Source organism: Eikenella exigua (assembly GCF_008805035.1).
GTDB lineage: Bacteria > Pseudomonadota > Gammaproteobacteria > Burkholderiales > Neisseriaceae > Eikenella > Eikenella exigua.
The window spans coordinates 1,018,283-1,032,963 of sequence record NZ_CP038018.1; the positions used below are offsets into that span (position 1 = coordinate 1,018,283).

Consider the following 14,681-nt stretch of genomic DNA (forward strand, 5'->3'; position numbering starts at 1 on the left):
GGATAATAGGCGGCTCTGTAGGCATGAAAGCGGATGAGGCGGAGTGTGCATGTTTGGTTCTCGGAATGAGGATGACTGCATGAAAAACAGCCCGTTCATCAGGCTGTTACCTTAGTAGAATTGATAATAATTCTATATTTTATTTAAAAAGAAGTAAAGAAAATTAAGTATCAGGACGTGAGTTGTTGCAGTGTTGAAAATTTTGGCGGATTAGTGTGCTGTTTTCAGGTAGCCTCTTGCTTTACCCACGCCGCAAATATTTTGCCAGCGGCTTGGGCAAACCATATTCCGCCGCATTGGCCCACAGGCTGCCGTGTGCCGTAGCTGCCGCCACTCCGTTTGCCTGCAAAGGCGTAATCTGCAACAGGCGGTGAGTGAGGCGGTGGCTCACCAAATCTCCTTCGGCCAAATCTTCCGATGCCACGCCGAAAGCGGCGGCGCGTTCATACAAATCATCCAGCCGCTCAAAGCAGGGCACGCAGTAGAGCCCGCCCCAGATGCCCCCGGCCGGGCGTTTTTCCAGCAGCACCCGGCCCTGCTTGTCGCGCAGCACCAGCCAATACAGCGCCAATTCCTTCACTGCCACCGCGGTTTTCTTGCGCGGCAGCTCGGCAATCCGACCTTGCTGTTTGGCCAGGCAGATTTCTGCCATCGGGCAGGCATCGCAGTGCGGTTTGCTGCGTTTGCACACCAGCGCGCCCAAGTCCATCAGCCCTTGCGTGTAGGGGGTCATTTCCTCGGTTGCGGGCAGCAGGCTTTCGGCCAAATCCCACAAAGCGGTTTCGAATTTTTTGTCGCCGATTGCCCCGTCTTGTGCAAACACGCGGCACAAAACGCGCTTCACGTTGCCGTCTAAAATCGCTTCGCGCCGGCCGAAGGCAAAGGCAGCAATCGCCGCTGCCGTGCTGCGCCCCACGCCCTTGAGCGTTTCAAGGTCTTGGCGCGTATCGGGAAAGCGGCCGCCAAAATCGCGCATCACCTGTTTAGCCGCCGCATGCAGATTGCGGGCGCGGCTGTAGTAGCCCAGTCCAGCCCATAGCGCGAGCACTTCGTCTTGATCCGCCTTGGCCAGCGCGGCTACGTTTGGAAATGCCGCCAGAAAGCGCGGGTAGTATTCCAACACGGTGGCCACCTGCGTTTGCTGCAGCATAATCTCCGAAAGCCACACCGCATAAGGCTCGCGCACCTGCCAAGGCAGGCCGTGCCGCCCGTGTTGCTTTTGCCAGCGCACCAGCCGGGCGGAGAAATCTGTATTCATATATAAGGCTACCTGAAACCGAAAATTCTGTATTGTATAGCGGATTAAAATGGCAATGATACTGCCCAAGCTGCTGCCGGATGCTTTTCAGGTAGCCTTCCGCCGCAATCTGTCCGTTTCCCGCTATAATCGCAGCCCAAACCAACCCCGATTGCCAGTCATGACCATCCATACCCTCTTCGCCACCTGCCCGCGCGGCCTCGAAACCATCCTTGCCCAAGAGCTTGCCGCCCAAGGCTGCACCCACATCGCCCCCACCGACGGCGGCGTATCCTGCCAAGGCAGCCTCGAAGCTGCCTACCGCGCCAACCTCCATTCCCGCACCGCCAGCCGCATCCTGCTGCAACTGGCCAAACAGCCCTATCGCAGCGAAGACGACATTTACCGTGCCGCCAAAAGCATTCGTTGGGAAGACTGGTTTCATGCCGGGCAAACCTTCAAAATCAAGGTGGAAGGCAAACGCGCCCGCGTGAAAAGCCTCGACTTTACCGCCCTCAAAATCAAAGACGGCCTGTGCGACCGCTTCCGCAGCAGCCAAGGCCAACGCCCCAGCGTGGATAAAGCCAATCCGCACATCCGCATCCACGCCTTCATCAGCGAACAGCACACCGCCATCTTTATCGACACCAGCGGCGAAGCCCTGTTCAAACGCGGCTACCGCCAAGACACCGGCGCCGCCCCCCTGCGCGAAAACCTCGCCGCCGGCCTGCTCCTACTTGCCGGCTACAACGGCAGCCAGCCTTTCCAAGACCCTTTCTGCGGCAGCGGCACCCTCCCCATCGAAGCCGCCCTTATCGCCACCCGTCGCGCACCCGGCCTCGACCGCCGTTTCGGTTTTGAGCAGCTGGCCAACTTTGATGCCGACCTCTGGCAGCGTCTGCGCCAAGAAGCCCAAGCTGCCGTGTTGCCGCAAGCTCCCGCGCCCATCGCCGGTAGCGACACCGACCGCCGCCTGATTCAAACCGCCGCCATCAACGCCCGCGAAGCCCAAGTGGCCGGGCACATCGTTTTTCAGGTAGCCGATGTGCGCGACACCCGCCCCAACGGCGAAAACGGCATCCTTCTCGCCAATCCGCCCTACGGCGTGCGCCTCGAAGAAATCCACACTCTGCACGCCCTCTACCCCCAGCTCGGCTCCTGGCTCAAACAACACTTTCCCGGCTGGCTCTGCGGCCTACTCACCGCCGACCGCGACCTGCCCAAGCTCATGCGCCTGTCCCCCAAACGCAAAATCCCCCTCTACAACGGCAACCTCGACTGCCGCCTGTTCCTGCTCGACATGGTACGCGGCTCCCACCGCACGCCCAAGGCAGAATAGCCACGTTTAGGTATTCGGCAAAAGGCTACCTGAAAACCATTTGCCTGTTTTAGGTAGCCCTCTAACTCAAACGTAGCCCCTTCCTGCACTACCCCATCTTTAATATTTTTAGGCAGCCGTAGCTCAGACATCAGCGCCAAACCAACCGACCCTTGCCACCAAAAAGGCTACCTGAAAAACCATTCCGCTATATAATCGCCCGGTTTTCTCATTCTTAAGGCTACCTGAAACCATGAAAGCCATGATTCTGGCTGCCGGGCGCGGCGAGCGGATGCGCCCGCTCACCGACACCCTGCCCAAACCCATGCTCCCCTGCGGCCGCGAGCCGCTCATCGGCTGGCATTTGCGCCGCCTGGCTGCCGCCGGCATCAGAGAAATCGTTATCAACCACGCCTGGCTCGGCGAAAAAATCAAACACGGCCTCGGCAACGGCAGCCGTTATGGCGTGTCTATCCAATATTCGCCCGAAGCACCCGGCGGGCTGGAAACCGCCGGCGGCATCGCCACCGCCCTGCCGCTCTTAGGTAGCGAGCCTTTCCTGGTGATCAACGGCGATATCCTCACCGATTTCGACTGCCACACCGCCATCGAGCGTGCCGCCCAAATGAGTGAGAACACCCTCGCCCACCTCTGGCTCGTGCCCAACCCCCCGCACCACCCACAAGGCGATTTCCGCCTCCAAGCTGGCGGCCAAGTTACCGACACCGAATCCCAAGAGCCCGCCCACACGTTCAGCGGCATCGGCCTCTACCGCCCCGAGCTTTTCGCCCACACCGCAGCACACCAGCGCGCCAAACTTGCCCCCCTGCTGCACCAAGCCATGCAGCAAGGCCAAGTGTGCGGCGAAATGCACACCGGCCTGTGGCTCGACGTGGGCACTCCCGAACGCCTGCAGGAAGCCGCCCGCATCAGCGGGCAATGGGCAGGCTGATACTGCCTTATCTAAAATCCGTTTTGACTTCGTAGAAACTCCGCTTCCTTCGGAAACTTCGTTTTAACTTCGTTGAAGCTGACGCTTTCAGGTAGCCTTCCACTATGCTTAAAGGCTACCTGAAAACCTAAACCCTTTTATCGGCCAATCCATTATGAACGCCAAACACACCCTCGAACGCTACAGCCAAGAACAGCACACCGCCCAAGAAGCCCAGCGCCTTGCCCAGCAAATCATCTTCGGCCCCATCGCCTTCCAAGCCTCCCGCCTGATGGTGAAATTCGGCATCCTCGAACGGCTCAACCGCGCTGCCGAAGGCCAAACCCTGGAAGAAATCGCCCAAGAAGCCAAGCTCAGCCGCTACGCCGCCCAAGTGCTGCTCGAAGCCTCCCTTTCCATCGGCACCGTCCTGCTCGATAACGAGCGCTACCGCATCAGCAAAGTAGGCTGGTTTCTCATTAAAGACTCCATGTCTCCCATCAACATGGATTTCGTGCACGATGTATGCTACCAAGCCGCGTTCGATCTCGAGGCCGCCCTGCTCGAAGGCCGCCCCGCCGGGCTTAAAGTGTTCGGCAGCTGGCCGACCATATACGAAGGCCTCTCCAGCCTTCCCCCCCGCGCCCTCGAAAAATGGCTCGCCTTCGATCACTTCTATTCCGACCAATCCTTCCCCGCCGTCCTGGAAATCGTCTTTTCCCAACCCGTCCGCCGCCTGCTCGACGTGGGCGGCAACACCGGCCGCTGGGCGCTGCAATGCGTGGCATACAACCCGGCAGTGCAGGTCACCATCATGGATTTGCCCCAACAAATCCAACTGATGAAAGAGCACACCGCCCACCTGCCCGGTGCCGAACGCATCCACGGCCACCCCGCCAACCTACTCGACCCCGCCACCCCATTCCCCGAAGGCTTCGACGCCATCTGGATGAGCCAATTCCTCGACTGCTTTACCGAACAGCAAGTTACCTCCATTCTCAGCCGTGCCGCCGCCAGCATGAGCGTAAACAGCACCCTCTACATCCTCGAGCCCCTGTGGGACAGGCAAAAATATGAAACCGCCGCCTACTGCCTCACCCAAACCAGCCTCTACTTCACCGCCCTGGCCAACGGTAACAGCAAAATCTTCCACAGCGCCGACCTCAGCCGCTGCATCAAAGCCGCCGGCCTGCAAATAGCCAAAATCCACGACAACCTCGGCCTCGGCCACAGCCTTTTGTGCTGCAAGAAAGCGTAAAATAGAAACAGGCTACCTGAAAAACCAAACCGCAGTTTTCAGGTAGCCTCCAACCCGCATAAAAAGGAACCCACCATGCAAGCAATCAAATTAGCCCTCATTCTATCCACCATCGCCATGCCCCTCGCCGGCCAAGCCAAGCAGCCCGCTCCCGCTCGCCAAGCTGCAAACCTGCCCCGATTCATCCGCAGCATCAACCAAAAAGCACCCATCGAATCCGGCCCCATCACCATCCGCCGTGCCGCCGCGCAAGGCCGCAACATCCTGATCGATGCCGCCATCGACAGCCAACTGCTCCCCCTGCCGCCCGCTGTCGAACGGGAGCCTACCCGCCAAGCCCTGCAAACCCTTGCCGAAGCCTCCTGGTGCCATCACCCTCAATTCCCCGCCCTCAACCAAACTCGCAACCTCACCACCCGCTACACCATCAGCGGCGAAACCGCCCCCATCAGCATTACCATCCCTGCCGGCCGCTGCGCCCAAATCCAAAGTAGCCAAAACCCTGCCCAGCAAGAAGAAAACAGCCAAATCGCTGCCCTCATCCTCCTCATCCCCGGCATGAACCAACGCCTCCCCCTCACTGAAGACAAACTCACCCTCCAGCGCGTCCGCTTCGACCACACCGCGCGCACCATGCACAAATACCTCACTCTCAACGATCCTGAGCTCACCAAACAGCCAGTTGCACAAATCCGCACCAAACTGCAAACCGAAGCCCGAGCCCTTGTGTGCGAAGACCCCCTGCTCGCCCAAAGCAACCTCTACTACCCCACCACCCACCATTTCACCCTCACTGGTCACCCCGAAACCTTCAAAGCCGCCATTGCCAAAAACAGCTGCACCCAAACCGAAAACACAAAATAAGCCACCCAAATCATGCAAAAGGCTACCTGAAAATTATGTGAACTGAATAGGGGAAACACCGTTGCCTCTCTATCCCTTTTCCTGCCGGCGGGGAGATAATGGTGGCAGCAAAGAAGCGGTGTGCTGAAAACTACTGCCCTGCCTGCCGCGAAAGCAGGTAATCCCGCCCGTAGGCAGCAGCGGTTTCGCTCAACCGCCACCATTGGAAGGCCATCAGCGACAGCACTTCGCTGACTATGAATTTAGCACGGTTCTGCCCGCTGTAGCGGCTGGTGGGCGTGGGCTCAGTTTGGTAATCCAGCCCCACATAGTCGGCCACAGCGGCAGCGCGGGCGAGGTGGTAGTGGTCGCTGATGATGACAACACTTTCCAAACCGTTGTTATACATTAAAGTTTTGGTATTTTCCAAATTCTGTTGCGTATCACGCGAAGTGGTTTCCAGCAGGATGTCTTTATTCGGCACGCCGTGGCTGCGTGCGTAGCGGCGGGCCACTTCGGCTTCGGTCATATAGCCCGCCTTGGGTGTGCCTCCAGTGAAAATCAGCTTGCCCACTCGATTGCTGCGGTAGAGCGTGATGCCGTGATTGATGCGCTCGCGGAACACGGGCGATGGATTTTTGCCCCAGGCCGCCGCACCCAGCACCACCGCTGCATCTGCCCGCCGGGAAGCGGTGCGCGTGCTGTAACTGTACACCAGCCAAGTGCACCATGCGGCCTGCACCAGCAACACCAGCAGGCAGAGCTTGATGCCCCGCCAAACTTGGCGCAACAGGGAACTGCGGGATATGGATGGCATGGTGGTCTCACATATACTTACAACTCAATCAGTTAATCGAACAAGGCAATAATGTTTTCCAACGGCCGCCCGATGGCGGCGCGTTGTCGGTATACTGCAATCGGGCGTTGCAGCAATGCCGGATGTTGGTGCAGCGCGGCAATCAGCTCGTCTTGGCTCAACTCCGGCTTGTCCAAACCCAGCTCGGCATAGGCCGCATCGGCAGTGCGCATGATGCTGCGCACATCTTGGGTGCCGAGCTGTTGTAGCAGCCCTCGCAAATCGGCTTCGGAAGGCGGATTGGCACAGTAATCCAGTGTTTGCACGGCCACGCCCGGCTGCTGTTGCAGCCACTCCAAGGCGGCACGGGATTTGGAACAATTCGGGTTGTGATACAGCAAAACGGTTTTGCTCATGGGGTGCTCGCAGAGAAATGATGATTTAAACAGCGGTTTGTCGGCAGAGATAGTTGATGCAATTATTTTTTCATACATAAGTAAGCTAGTTGCAGACTAGTACAAACTATACGCTAAGACGAGTCAATGCGGCAGGAAGGAATAGCTGCATCAGCATCGGTCGATTCAATTCTAAGCCACTATATCGTACAATAGGCACTCTTGTTTTCACAATTTGGAAATCTGTTTTGAAAAAATATGTTGGATTGGCCGCCCTGCTGGCCGCTGTGCCGCTGTATGCGGCAGATTTGGTGAACCATTCAGACAACCGCCCTGCCTCGCTCGATACTGGCGCGCAGAAGCGGGTGCAGGTAGTAAACGTGTGGGCGACATGGTGCGTGCCGTGCCGGCGCGAGATGCCGGCGCTTTCGCAATGGTATGCCGCCGAAAAACGGCAGCGGCGCGGAGTGCGCGTGGACATGGCAGGCGTGGCACTGGATAAGCCTGCCGATGTGAGCCTCTTTTTGCAGAGCGTGCCAGTGCGCTACCCAATCCTGCGTTACACCGGCAATGACAGCACCGCCTGGATGCGCGGCTTGGGCAACCAAACCGGCGCCCTGCCCTTCACCGTAATCCGCGCCCCGGCCTGCGGCAACTACCGCAAAACCCTGCTGGGCGAAGTATCGCCGCAGCAGCTCACACAAGCGGTGGAAGCAGCGGCAGTGCAATGCCGCTCAGGCTGAAGCGTTCGTACCGGCTCATAATACACCCAAAGGCTACTTGAAATTGGCTTGAGCTCCGTTGAAGCCGATATTTTCAGGTAGCCTTTTCATTGTCTGTCAATTAAGCCAAAGCCTGCTCAATCAAGCTTTTCACTGCTGCCACACTGTTGGGCAGTACGGTAACGTGTTGCGGCAGGTTTTCCAACCCGGCAAGTGCGGCGGGGCGCGGGGGTTTCACTTCATGTCCGGCGGCTTCGCTGATGGTGTCGGCAAACTTGGCTGCCAGCGCGGTTTCCAGGCACACGACGGTTTCGCCCGCCTCACGCAATTCGCGCGCCACTTTCATGCCGTCGGCGGTGTGCGGGTCGAGCCATTCCCCGTCGCTTATGTGTATGGCGCGGATAGTAGCGAGGCGGTCGGCATGGCGGCTGGAGCCGGACACGAAGCCGAAAGTATCGCGGATGCGCGGCAGTTCGGCGGATAAATCGAAACCTTCACCCGAGACCACCTGCTGCCACAAAGAGGCTACATGAACGCTGTCTCTCCCCAATAAATCAAACACAAAACGCTCGAAATTGGAGGCTTTGGAAATATCCATCGAAGGGCTGGAGGTAACGTGGGTTTTAGCGGCGCTGCGCGGGCGATAGCGGCCGGTGCGGAAGAACTCGTCCAGCACGTCGTTTTCATTGGTGGCCACCATCAGGCGGCGGATGGGCAGGCCCATCTGTTTGGCGATATGCCCGGCGCAGATGTTACCGAAATTGCCGCTGGGCACGCAGAAGCTCACTTCTTCACTATTGCTTTCGGTGGCGCGGAAATAGCCGGCAAAGTAATACACCACCTGCGCCACGATGCGCCCCCAGTTAATGGAATTTACCGTGCCGATGCTGTATTGCTGCTTGAAGGCAGCATCGTTTTGTAGTGCTTTTACAATGTCTTGGCAGTTGTCAAACATGCCTTCGATAGCAATATTGTGGATGTTGGCATCGGCCAAGCTATACATTTGCGCCCGCTGGAAGGCGCTCATTTTGCCGTGCGGCGAAAGCATAAACACATGAATGCCGGCCTTGCCGCGCAGGGCATATTCGGCGGCAGAGCCGGTGTCGCCGCTGGTGGCACCGATGATGTTCAGGCATTTGCCTTCACGCGCCAGCACATATTCGAAGGCGTGGCCGAGAAACTGCATGGCCATGTCTTTGAAAGCCAGCGTGGGGCCGTTGGACAGGGCTTGGATTTTGATGCCGTCGGAGAGGGTGCGCACAGGGGTGATTTCGCGCGTGCCGAACACGGCTTCGGTGTAGGTGTTGCCCACCAGGTGGCGCAAATCGGCTGCAGGAATATCATCGATAAACAGGCTCATGATTTCAAACGCCAATTCGGCATAGCTCAAGCCGCGCCAGTACTGCAGCGTGGCTACATTCACCTGCGGATAACGCTCCGGCAGCATCAGGCCGCCATCGGGTGCGAGACCCATAAGCAAAACTTCGCTGAAAGATTTGGGCACGGTTTGCCCGCGCGTGCTGATGTATTTCATAAAAACACCGTTGGAATAATGAATTGTATAAAAAGGCTACCTGAAATCCGAAGCACCGAAATCGGTAAACGACACCGGATCACGGCGGCTGAGCCAATACCAGGCCAAAAGCCCGCCGCACACCGCGCCGCCCACGTGCGCCAGATGCGCGATATTGTCGCCAAACAGCGATACCCCGCCGAACTGGGCAAACAGCTCATACCCCACCGCCACCGGCACCAAATATTTCGCCTTAATCCGCATCGGCAAAAACATCACCGTGAGCGGCGCATCCGGGAAGCACAGCGCAAACGCCGCAAGCACGCCGAACACCGCGCCAGATGCACCCAGCAGGTGGGTATAAAACGCCATCGCCAAGCCGTCGGGCACATTGGGCAGGCCACCGGAGAGCAGCGCCGAGCGTACCGTGGCCTCGTCCAGCCCGATTTGCTCGGCCACATTGCGCACGCCGTTGGCAATCAAGTATTCGTTCCAGCCCGTATAAAGCAGCGCCCCGGCCAAGCCGCACAGCAAATAAAGCAGCAAAAAACGCCGCTGGCCGAAGCGCAGCAGCAACATCGGCGCAAACGACCACAACACCACCATATTAAACAGCAGATGTGTGAAATTCGCATGCAAAAACATATGGCTCAGCCACTGCCAATAGCGGTAGCGCAGGTGCTCCAACGGCCACAACGAGCCGGCCAGCTGCAAAAATTCAAAACCCGGCAGCTGCATCAGCACAAACACCAGCCCATTCAACGCCAGTAAGGCATACAGCACCGTAAAATCAAAACGGAATCGCATAAGGAGAGAATCAGTCAAGCGTTAAAAACAGCCCATACTTGGGCTATTTTCAGAAAATCGGAAACACAGCTTTCAGGTAGCCTTTCAGTATTCGCAGCCAATGCGCTTAAGGCTACCTGAAACCCTTCGCGCCGCATCATACCACATCCCGCCCCCTCCCCCTGAAGCCGCCGCACAGAATTTGCTATAAAATCCACCCCAACGCCTTATCACTTTTCAGGTAGCCTGCCATGCCCAACGACCTCTTCGCCCAAACCCCCGCCGCCCCCCTGGCCGAACGCCTGCGCCCGCACACGCTCGACGACGTAGTCGGCCAGCAGCACTTGATCGGCGCGGGCAAGCCCCTGCGCGTGGCCGTGGAAGGCGGGCAGCCGCACTCCATGCTGCTGTGGGGGCCGCCCGGCGTGGGCAAAACCACCCTCGCCCGCATCCTCGCACAGAGCTTCAACGCCCAATTCCTGCCCGTATCCGCCGTGTTTTCCGGCGTGAAAGACATCCGCGAAGCCGTCAACAAAGCCGAAATCGCCCTCCAGCAAGGCCGCGCCACCATTTTGTTTGTCGATGAAGTCCACCGCTTCAACAAAGCCCAGCAAGACGCCTTCCTGCCCTATGTGGAAAGCGGCCTGCTCACCTTCATCGGCGCCACCACCGAAAACCCCTCCTTCGAAGTCAATCCCGCCCTGCTCAGCCGCGCCCAAGTTTACGTATTGCAAGCCCTTTCCGCAGACGAACTCGCCCGGCTCACCGCCAAAGTGCTCGCCCTGCCCGAATACCGCAGCTTCAGCCTCGAAGCAGACGCGCAAAAACTACTCATCCAAACCGCCGACGGCGACGCCCGCCGCCTGCTCAACCTGCTCGAACAGCTCCTGCGCGCCGCCGCCACCCGCCGCATCAGTTGCCTCAACGCCGATTTCCTGGCCGACAGCCTCGGCAGCCAAATCCGCCGTTTCGACAAAGGCGGCGAAAGCTTCTACAACCAAATCTCCGCCCTGCACAAATCCGTGCGCGGCTCCCACCCCAACGCCGCCCTCTACTGGCTCTGCCGCATGCTCGACGGCGGCGCCGACCCCCGCTACCTCGCCCGCCGCATCGTCCGCATGGCCTGGGAAGACATCGGCCTGGCCGACCCCCGCGCCCTCACTATCGCCAACGAAGCCGCCCACACCTACGAACGCCTCGGCTCCCCCGAAGGCGAGCTCGCCCTCGCCCAAGCCGTGCTCTATCTGGCCGCCGCCGCCAAATCCAACGCCGGCTACACCGCCTACAACCAAATGCGCCAATTCGTGAAGCAACACGGCAGCGCCGAAGTGCCGATCCACCTGCGCAACGCCCCCACCAAACTCATGCAAGAGCTCGGCTACGGCCGCACCTACCGCTACGCCCACGACGAACCGCACGCCTACGCCGCCGGCGAAACCTATATGCCCGAAGGCCTGGCCGAGCCCGATTTCTACCAACCCGTGCCACGCGGCCTCGAAGCCAAAATCGCCGAAAAATTATCCTGGCTCAAAGATTTGGATGAAGCTGCCCCAAGCAGCACCACGCAGCCGGAAGGCAAAAAGGCTACCTGAAATTTTCAGGTAGCCTCCACACCCCAGCAACCAAGGAAAAACCATGCGCGATCCCGATTTCTTCCTCCGCCGTTATGCACCCACCACCAATATCATGGCCTTTTTGGAAATTCCCTATGACAAGCTGGTTGATGGTCTCGCACAATGGGAACGTAAACGGGATAAATATCGTGAAGTGCCCATACAAAAGATTGAGATTGGCGGCACATGGGAGCAAAGATTGAACAGCCTGCTGCCGCTGACTCTACATTCCCCCAAAGCAATGATTTCAGAAACCCAGTCCCCATGGTGTGTTTATGTGGATAACGGTATGCAGGGGACTGACTTTAACTCCGATCCCCGTTATTTGTGCAAAACACTTGGAATTCGTGAAGTATCAGTAGTTATGGTAAAAGATATTCCCAACGACCAACCAGGTTCAACCCAGTTTGTTTATATGGATGGCACTCGTGCCGAAAAAATAGGCACACCAACCGACTACTACTATAAAATTCCCGGCCGATATGTATTAGCACACCGTGAGAGCCGCTGGGAATTTGAAGAATGGGGCGAGCCGTTTCCGTTTGAAGAAGTGGCGCAATACCAAGCCCGGCGTATCAAAGACCGGCTCACCCCGGAAATGGTGGAGCGCTATTACAGCCATTTCGGTATTGACTTGTTCAACCCCGATTTCTATAGCGGCCGAGCCTGTATTTTTGAAAGGCAAGTGCACCCAGACACCCCGAAACTACTGCACTTTCCCAACCAACAGCAGCCGTAGGTCAGATTCTCGAATCCGACCTGCCAACACAGTAAGTAGGTTGGATTAGCCGCAGGCGTAACCCAACAAATTAAAGTGAAATGTTAGGGTTACTAACCCAACCTACACCCTGCCTGATCAACAGGCTACCTGAAAAATAAATTTCAGGTAGCCTGCCCATTTGTGGGGTGTAGGGTGTGTGCGGAACGCATGCTCGCGGCTTGGGAATAACTGGCAACGGCGTGCCTGCGGCACGCACCCTACGCACCGTGCAGGCTTTCCTGTAACAAAGGCTACCTGAAACATTTTTCAGGTAGCCTTTATCGCTGTTTGGTCTATATAAAGCCCGCCTATACCCTTTCAGGTAGCCTTTCGATGGGCTATGTCTAGTGCCTTGGCTGGCGGTAGTTGTCGAGATCAACGATGCGTTCGAGCAGCATGTCGCACAAGTCGTCCATGCTGTCTTCGTCGAATGCGCCGTTTTCGGCCACGAGGTCTTCGAGCCAATCGAGGCTGCGGCAGAGGCGCTGGTAGTTGATTTCGGTGTAGGCGGCGGGGCTGGCAGGGAGTTCGCTTTGCAGGAGGGTGAGGCCGTCGTCGCAGAGGTTGTCCCATGCGCCGAGGCGGCAGGATTCGCAGATGTCTTCGGCGGTGCGCACCATTTCGCCGGTATCGCCGCTGCTTTCAAACAAGAGCTGGGCTTCTTTGCCGTAGGTAGTGTCTTCGAAATATTCATGCCAGGGCTCGAAGCTGAGGCCTTCGAAGTTTTGCGGCACAAATTCTGCGGGCAGGTTGTCCAGCAGCTCGAGCAGCTCTTCGGCACTGTAGAAGCGGCCGTGTGCGCCCACTTTTACGGGATCGGGGATTTCGCCCCAGTAAAAGCCGCTGAATTCTTCGAGCAGGATTTGGAAGGTATTGTCGTGCCGATCGATAATGCCGAGGAAGTCGTGGTGCTGCTGCAGACGGCTGAAATATTGGGGCAGCTCGGCAGCGGACACGGTAATGGGGCTGCCGCCGTCGATATGGGCATCGTCGGTGTAGAAGGAATAGAAAATTTGGTAGGTGCGGTTCATGGCGGTGCTTGGCGAAGGGAAAAGGCTACCTGAAAGTGCGGTGGAAATCAGGTAGCGCGGGTGTTTATGGCAATGAAATCAGTGCCGTTAGTTTGCCTGGCACGGCTGGAGACTGAATCTGCTCCGGCCAGGCCAAATCGAAGGGGCGGGATTATGGCCGGCCGGTGCGGGGGCTGATGGTGAGGATTTCGTAGCCGGTGTCGGTAACGAGCACTTCGTGTTCCCATTGGGCGGAGAGTTTGCGGTCTTTGGTCACCACGGTCCAGCCGTCTTCAAGGATACGCAGGTGGCGTTTGCCTTGGTTGATCATGGGCTCGATGGTGAAGATCATGCCGGGTTGCAACACGGGGCCGGTGCCTCTTTTGCCGTAGTGGACAACTTGCGGGTCTTCGTGGAAGCTGCGGCCGATGCCGTGGCCGCAAAATTCCTGCACCACGGAATAGCCGGCGTTTTCGGCGATTTGCTGGCAGGCGTAGCCGATGTCGCCGAGGGTGGCGCCGGGCTTCACCACTTCGATGCCGGCCATCATGCTTTGATGGGTGATGTCGATCAGGCGCTGCGCCTGCGGGCTGATGGTGCCCACGGCATACATGCGGCTGGAATCGCCGTGGAAGCCGTCTTTTTTGATGGTGATGTCGATATTGAGGATGTCGCCGTTTTTCAGGGGCTTATCATCGGGGATGCCGTGGCAGATAACGTGGTTTACTGAGGTGCAGCAGGATTTGGGGAAGGGGGGATTGCCGTAGTGCAGGGGTGCGGGGTAGCCGCCTTGCACGTTTACATGATAATCGTGCACCAGCTGGTTGAGTTCGTTGGTGGTAACGCCGGGTTTGACGAAATCGCCGATGTAGTCGAGGGCTTCGGCAGCCAGGCGGCCGAGCTCGCGCATTTTTTGGATTTCTTCGGGGGTTTTGATGATGATGGCCATATTGTTTTTCCTAATAATTCCGGTAACGGGCTACCTGAAAACAAGACCTTGGCCGAGCTTTTGCCAGGCCAAAACTTTTTCAGGTAGCCTTGATGTTATTCCTGTTCGCCGTTGCGGTGTTTGCGGCGCAACGGGATGCCGTGGGCGCCGTATTTTTGCGGCACGATGCCGCTGCGGGTGAGCAGCATGAGTGCGCCGAGCAGCATCATACCGAGCGCGGCCAGCGGGGCTGTGTTGATAAACATTTGGTTGCGCAGGTAAATAGCGGCGCCGATATACATCAGCATGGGGCCGTGCACGATGCTTTGGGTGTTGATACCGTCGAGCAGCAGCAGGGCAAGGCCGCCCAATACCAGCGCGAGAGCCAGCAGCGTGGCGGTGGTGGGCAGGATGTCGGTGCTGCTGAGGAACCAAACGGCGCCGAAAATAATCAACACGATGGGGAGGGCAAGGGAGGATTGTTTCATAAGGAACTCCTGCTGAAGGTGGGGCTACCTGAAACTTGGCGGCATGGCGCTTTCAGGTAGCCTTTAATCGGACACGCAAACAA

15 protein-coding genes are annotated in these 14,681 nt (G+C 57.9%); 7 read left to right on the forward strand and 8 right to left on the reverse strand.

Annotated elements, in window-relative coordinates; all coding sequences use genetic code 11:
- Window positions 1-241 precede the first annotated feature (241 nt).
- Window positions 242-1,258 (reverse strand): A/G-specific adenine glycosylase, encoded by a 1,017-nt coding sequence (gene mutY, locus EZJ17_RS05330; protein ID WP_067438742.1) that lies wholly within the window; start codon window positions 1,256-1,258, stop codon window positions 242-244.
- A 160-nt stretch (window positions 1,259-1,418) separates the two neighbouring features.
- On the opposite strand from mutY, the gene EZJ17_RS05335 reads away from it, so the two are divergent.
- The 4 genes from EZJ17_RS05335 (at window position 1,419) to EZJ17_RS05350 (ending at window position 5,608) form a co-directional block, all read left to right on the forward strand.
- Complete coding sequence (locus tag EZJ17_RS05335; RefSeq protein ID WP_067439672.1) at window positions 1,419-2,576, forward strand: THUMP domain-containing class I SAM-dependent RNA methyltransferase; 1,158 nt, start codon at window positions 1,419-1,421, stop codon at window positions 2,574-2,576.
- Window positions 2,577-2,808: 232 nt separating this feature from the next.
- Window positions 2,809-3,507, forward strand: a complete 699-nt coding sequence (gene murU, locus EZJ17_RS05340) for an N-acetylmuramate alpha-1-phosphate uridylyltransferase MurU (RefSeq protein ID WP_067438739.1) — start codon at window positions 2,809-2,811, stop codon at window positions 3,505-3,507.
- A gap of 154 nt (window positions 3,508-3,661) precedes the next feature.
- Entirely contained in the window at window positions 3,662-4,744 is a 1,083-nt protein-coding gene (locus EZJ17_RS05345; RefSeq protein ID WP_067438736.1) for a FlxJ family methyltransferase, read from the forward strand.
- A gap of 75 nt (window positions 4,745-4,819) precedes the next feature.
- Window positions 4,820-5,608 carry a hypothetical protein gene (locus EZJ17_RS05350; RefSeq protein WP_067438734.1) on the forward strand — a complete coding sequence of 263 codons (789 nt, stop codon included), beginning with the start codon at window positions 4,820-4,822 and terminating at the stop codon, window positions 5,606-5,608.
- A 130-nt stretch (window positions 5,609-5,738) separates the two neighbouring features.
- On the opposite strand, the gene EZJ17_RS05355 is transcribed toward EZJ17_RS05350, so the two are convergent.
- Both EZJ17_RS05355 and arsC read right to left on the reverse strand, forming a co-directional pair.
- The gene (locus EZJ17_RS05355) at window positions 5,739-6,404 is read right to left on the reverse strand and encodes a YdcF family protein (protein ID WP_067438732.1); all 666 of its coding nucleotides are present in this window, start codon (window positions 6,402-6,404) and stop codon (window positions 5,739-5,741) included.
- Between the two features lie 32 nt (window positions 6,405-6,436).
- Complete coding sequence (gene arsC, locus EZJ17_RS05360; protein ID WP_067439670.1) at window positions 6,437-6,799, reverse strand: arsenate reductase (glutaredoxin); 363 nt, start codon at window positions 6,797-6,799, stop codon at window positions 6,437-6,439.
- A 227-nt stretch (window positions 6,800-7,026) separates the two neighbouring features.
- Here arsC and EZJ17_RS05365 point away from each other — a divergent pair, with 227 nt between their 5' ends.
- A complete protein-coding gene (locus EZJ17_RS05365) occupies window positions 7,027-7,521 on the forward strand; it encodes a TlpA family protein disulfide reductase (RefSeq protein ID WP_125080193.1) in 495 nt (164 codons plus the stop codon).
- Between the two features lie 100 nt (window positions 7,522-7,621).
- On the opposite strand, the gene thrC is transcribed toward EZJ17_RS05365, so the two are convergent.
- Both thrC and EZJ17_RS05375 read right to left on the reverse strand, forming a co-directional pair.
- The gene (gene thrC, locus EZJ17_RS05370; protein ID WP_067438729.1) at window positions 7,622-9,034 is read right to left on the reverse strand and encodes a threonine synthase; all 1,413 of its coding nucleotides are present in this window, start codon (window positions 9,032-9,034) and stop codon (window positions 7,622-7,624) included.
- A gap of 36 nt (window positions 9,035-9,070) precedes the next feature.
- Window positions 9,071-9,820, reverse strand: a complete 750-nt coding sequence (locus EZJ17_RS05375) for a rhomboid family intramembrane serine protease (protein WP_067438726.1) — start codon at window positions 9,818-9,820, stop codon at window positions 9,071-9,073.
- Between the two features lie 230 nt (window positions 9,821-10,050).
- On the opposite strand from EZJ17_RS05375, the gene EZJ17_RS05380 reads away from it, so the two are divergent.
- Window positions 10,051-11,391: a replication-associated recombination protein A gene (locus EZJ17_RS05380; RefSeq protein WP_067444850.1), complete on the forward strand. Its 1,341-nt coding sequence runs from the start codon at window positions 10,051-10,053 to the stop codon at window positions 11,389-11,391.
- A gap of 43 nt (window positions 11,392-11,434) precedes the next feature.
- On the forward strand, window positions 11,435-12,151 hold the full coding sequence (locus EZJ17_RS05385) for a hypothetical protein (RefSeq protein ID WP_067444853.1): 717 nt from the start codon (window positions 11,435-11,437) through the stop codon (window positions 12,149-12,151).
- Between the two features lie 365 nt (window positions 12,152-12,516).
- Here EZJ17_RS05385 and EZJ17_RS05390 read toward each other — a convergent pair whose 3' ends face one another.
- The 3 genes from EZJ17_RS05390 to EZJ17_RS05400 all read right to left on the reverse strand — a co-directional run bounded on the left by EZJ17_RS05390 (window position 12,517) and on the right by EZJ17_RS05400 (window position 14,598).
- Entirely contained in the window at window positions 12,517-13,203 is a 687-nt protein-coding gene (locus EZJ17_RS05390) for a hypothetical protein (RefSeq protein ID WP_067438717.1), read from the reverse strand.
- Between the two features lie 151 nt (window positions 13,204-13,354).
- Window positions 13,355-14,131, reverse strand: a complete 777-nt coding sequence (map, locus tag EZJ17_RS05395) for a type I methionyl aminopeptidase (RefSeq protein ID WP_067438714.1) — start codon at window positions 14,129-14,131, stop codon at window positions 13,355-13,357.
- A gap of 95 nt (window positions 14,132-14,226) precedes the next feature.
- Window positions 14,227-14,598, reverse strand: a complete 372-nt coding sequence (locus tag EZJ17_RS05400; RefSeq protein WP_067444859.1) for a hypothetical protein — start codon at window positions 14,596-14,598, stop codon at window positions 14,227-14,229.
- Between the last annotated feature and the right edge of the window lie 83 nt (window positions 14,599-14,681).

Coding starts and splice junctions, on each gene's coding strand:
- EZJ17_RS05390 (WP_067438717.1), bottom strand. CDS start 13,203: ATGAACCGCACCTACCAAATTTTCTATTCCTTCTACACCGACGATGCC.
- murU (WP_067438739.1), top strand. CDS start 2,809: ATGAAAGCCATGATTCTGGCTGCCGGGCGCGGCGAGCGGATGCGCCCG.
- thrC (WP_067438729.1), bottom strand. CDS start 9,034: ATGAAATACATCAGCACGCGCGGGCAAACCGTGCCCAAATCTTTCAGC.
- EZJ17_RS05335 (WP_067439672.1), top strand. CDS start 1,419: ATGACCATCCATACCCTCTTCGCCACCTGCCCGCGCGGCCTCGAAACC.
- EZJ17_RS05350 (WP_067438734.1), top strand. CDS start 4,820: ATGCAAGCAATCAAATTAGCCCTCATTCTATCCACCATCGCCATGCCC.
- EZJ17_RS05345 (WP_067438736.1), top strand. CDS start 3,662: ATGAACGCCAAACACACCCTCGAACGCTACAGCCAAGAACAGCACACC.
- EZJ17_RS05400 (WP_067444859.1), bottom strand. CDS start 14,598: ATGAAACAATCCTCCCTTGCCCTCCCCATCGTGTTGATTATTTTCGGC.
- EZJ17_RS05380 (WP_067444850.1), top strand. CDS start 10,051: ATGCCCAACGACCTCTTCGCCCAAACCCCCGCCGCCCCCCTGGCCGAA.
- EZJ17_RS05375 (WP_067438726.1), bottom strand. CDS start 9,820: ATGCGATTCCGTTTTGATTTTACGGTGCTGTATGCCTTACTGGCGTTG.
- EZJ17_RS05355 (WP_067438732.1), bottom strand. CDS start 6,404: ATGCCATCCATATCCCGCAGTTCCCTGTTGCGCCAAGTTTGGCGGGGC.
- mutY (WP_067438742.1), bottom strand. CDS start 1,258: ATGAATACAGATTTCTCCGCCCGGCTGGTGCGCTGGCAAAAGCAACAC.
- EZJ17_RS05385 (WP_067444853.1), top strand. CDS start 11,435: ATGCGCGATCCCGATTTCTTCCTCCGCCGTTATGCACCCACCACCAAT.
- arsC (WP_067439670.1), bottom strand. CDS start 6,799: ATGAGCAAAACCGTTTTGCTGTATCACAACCCGAATTGTTCCAAATCC.
- map (WP_067438714.1), bottom strand. CDS start 14,131: ATGGCCATCATCATCAAAACCCCCGAAGAAATCCAAAAAATGCGCGAG.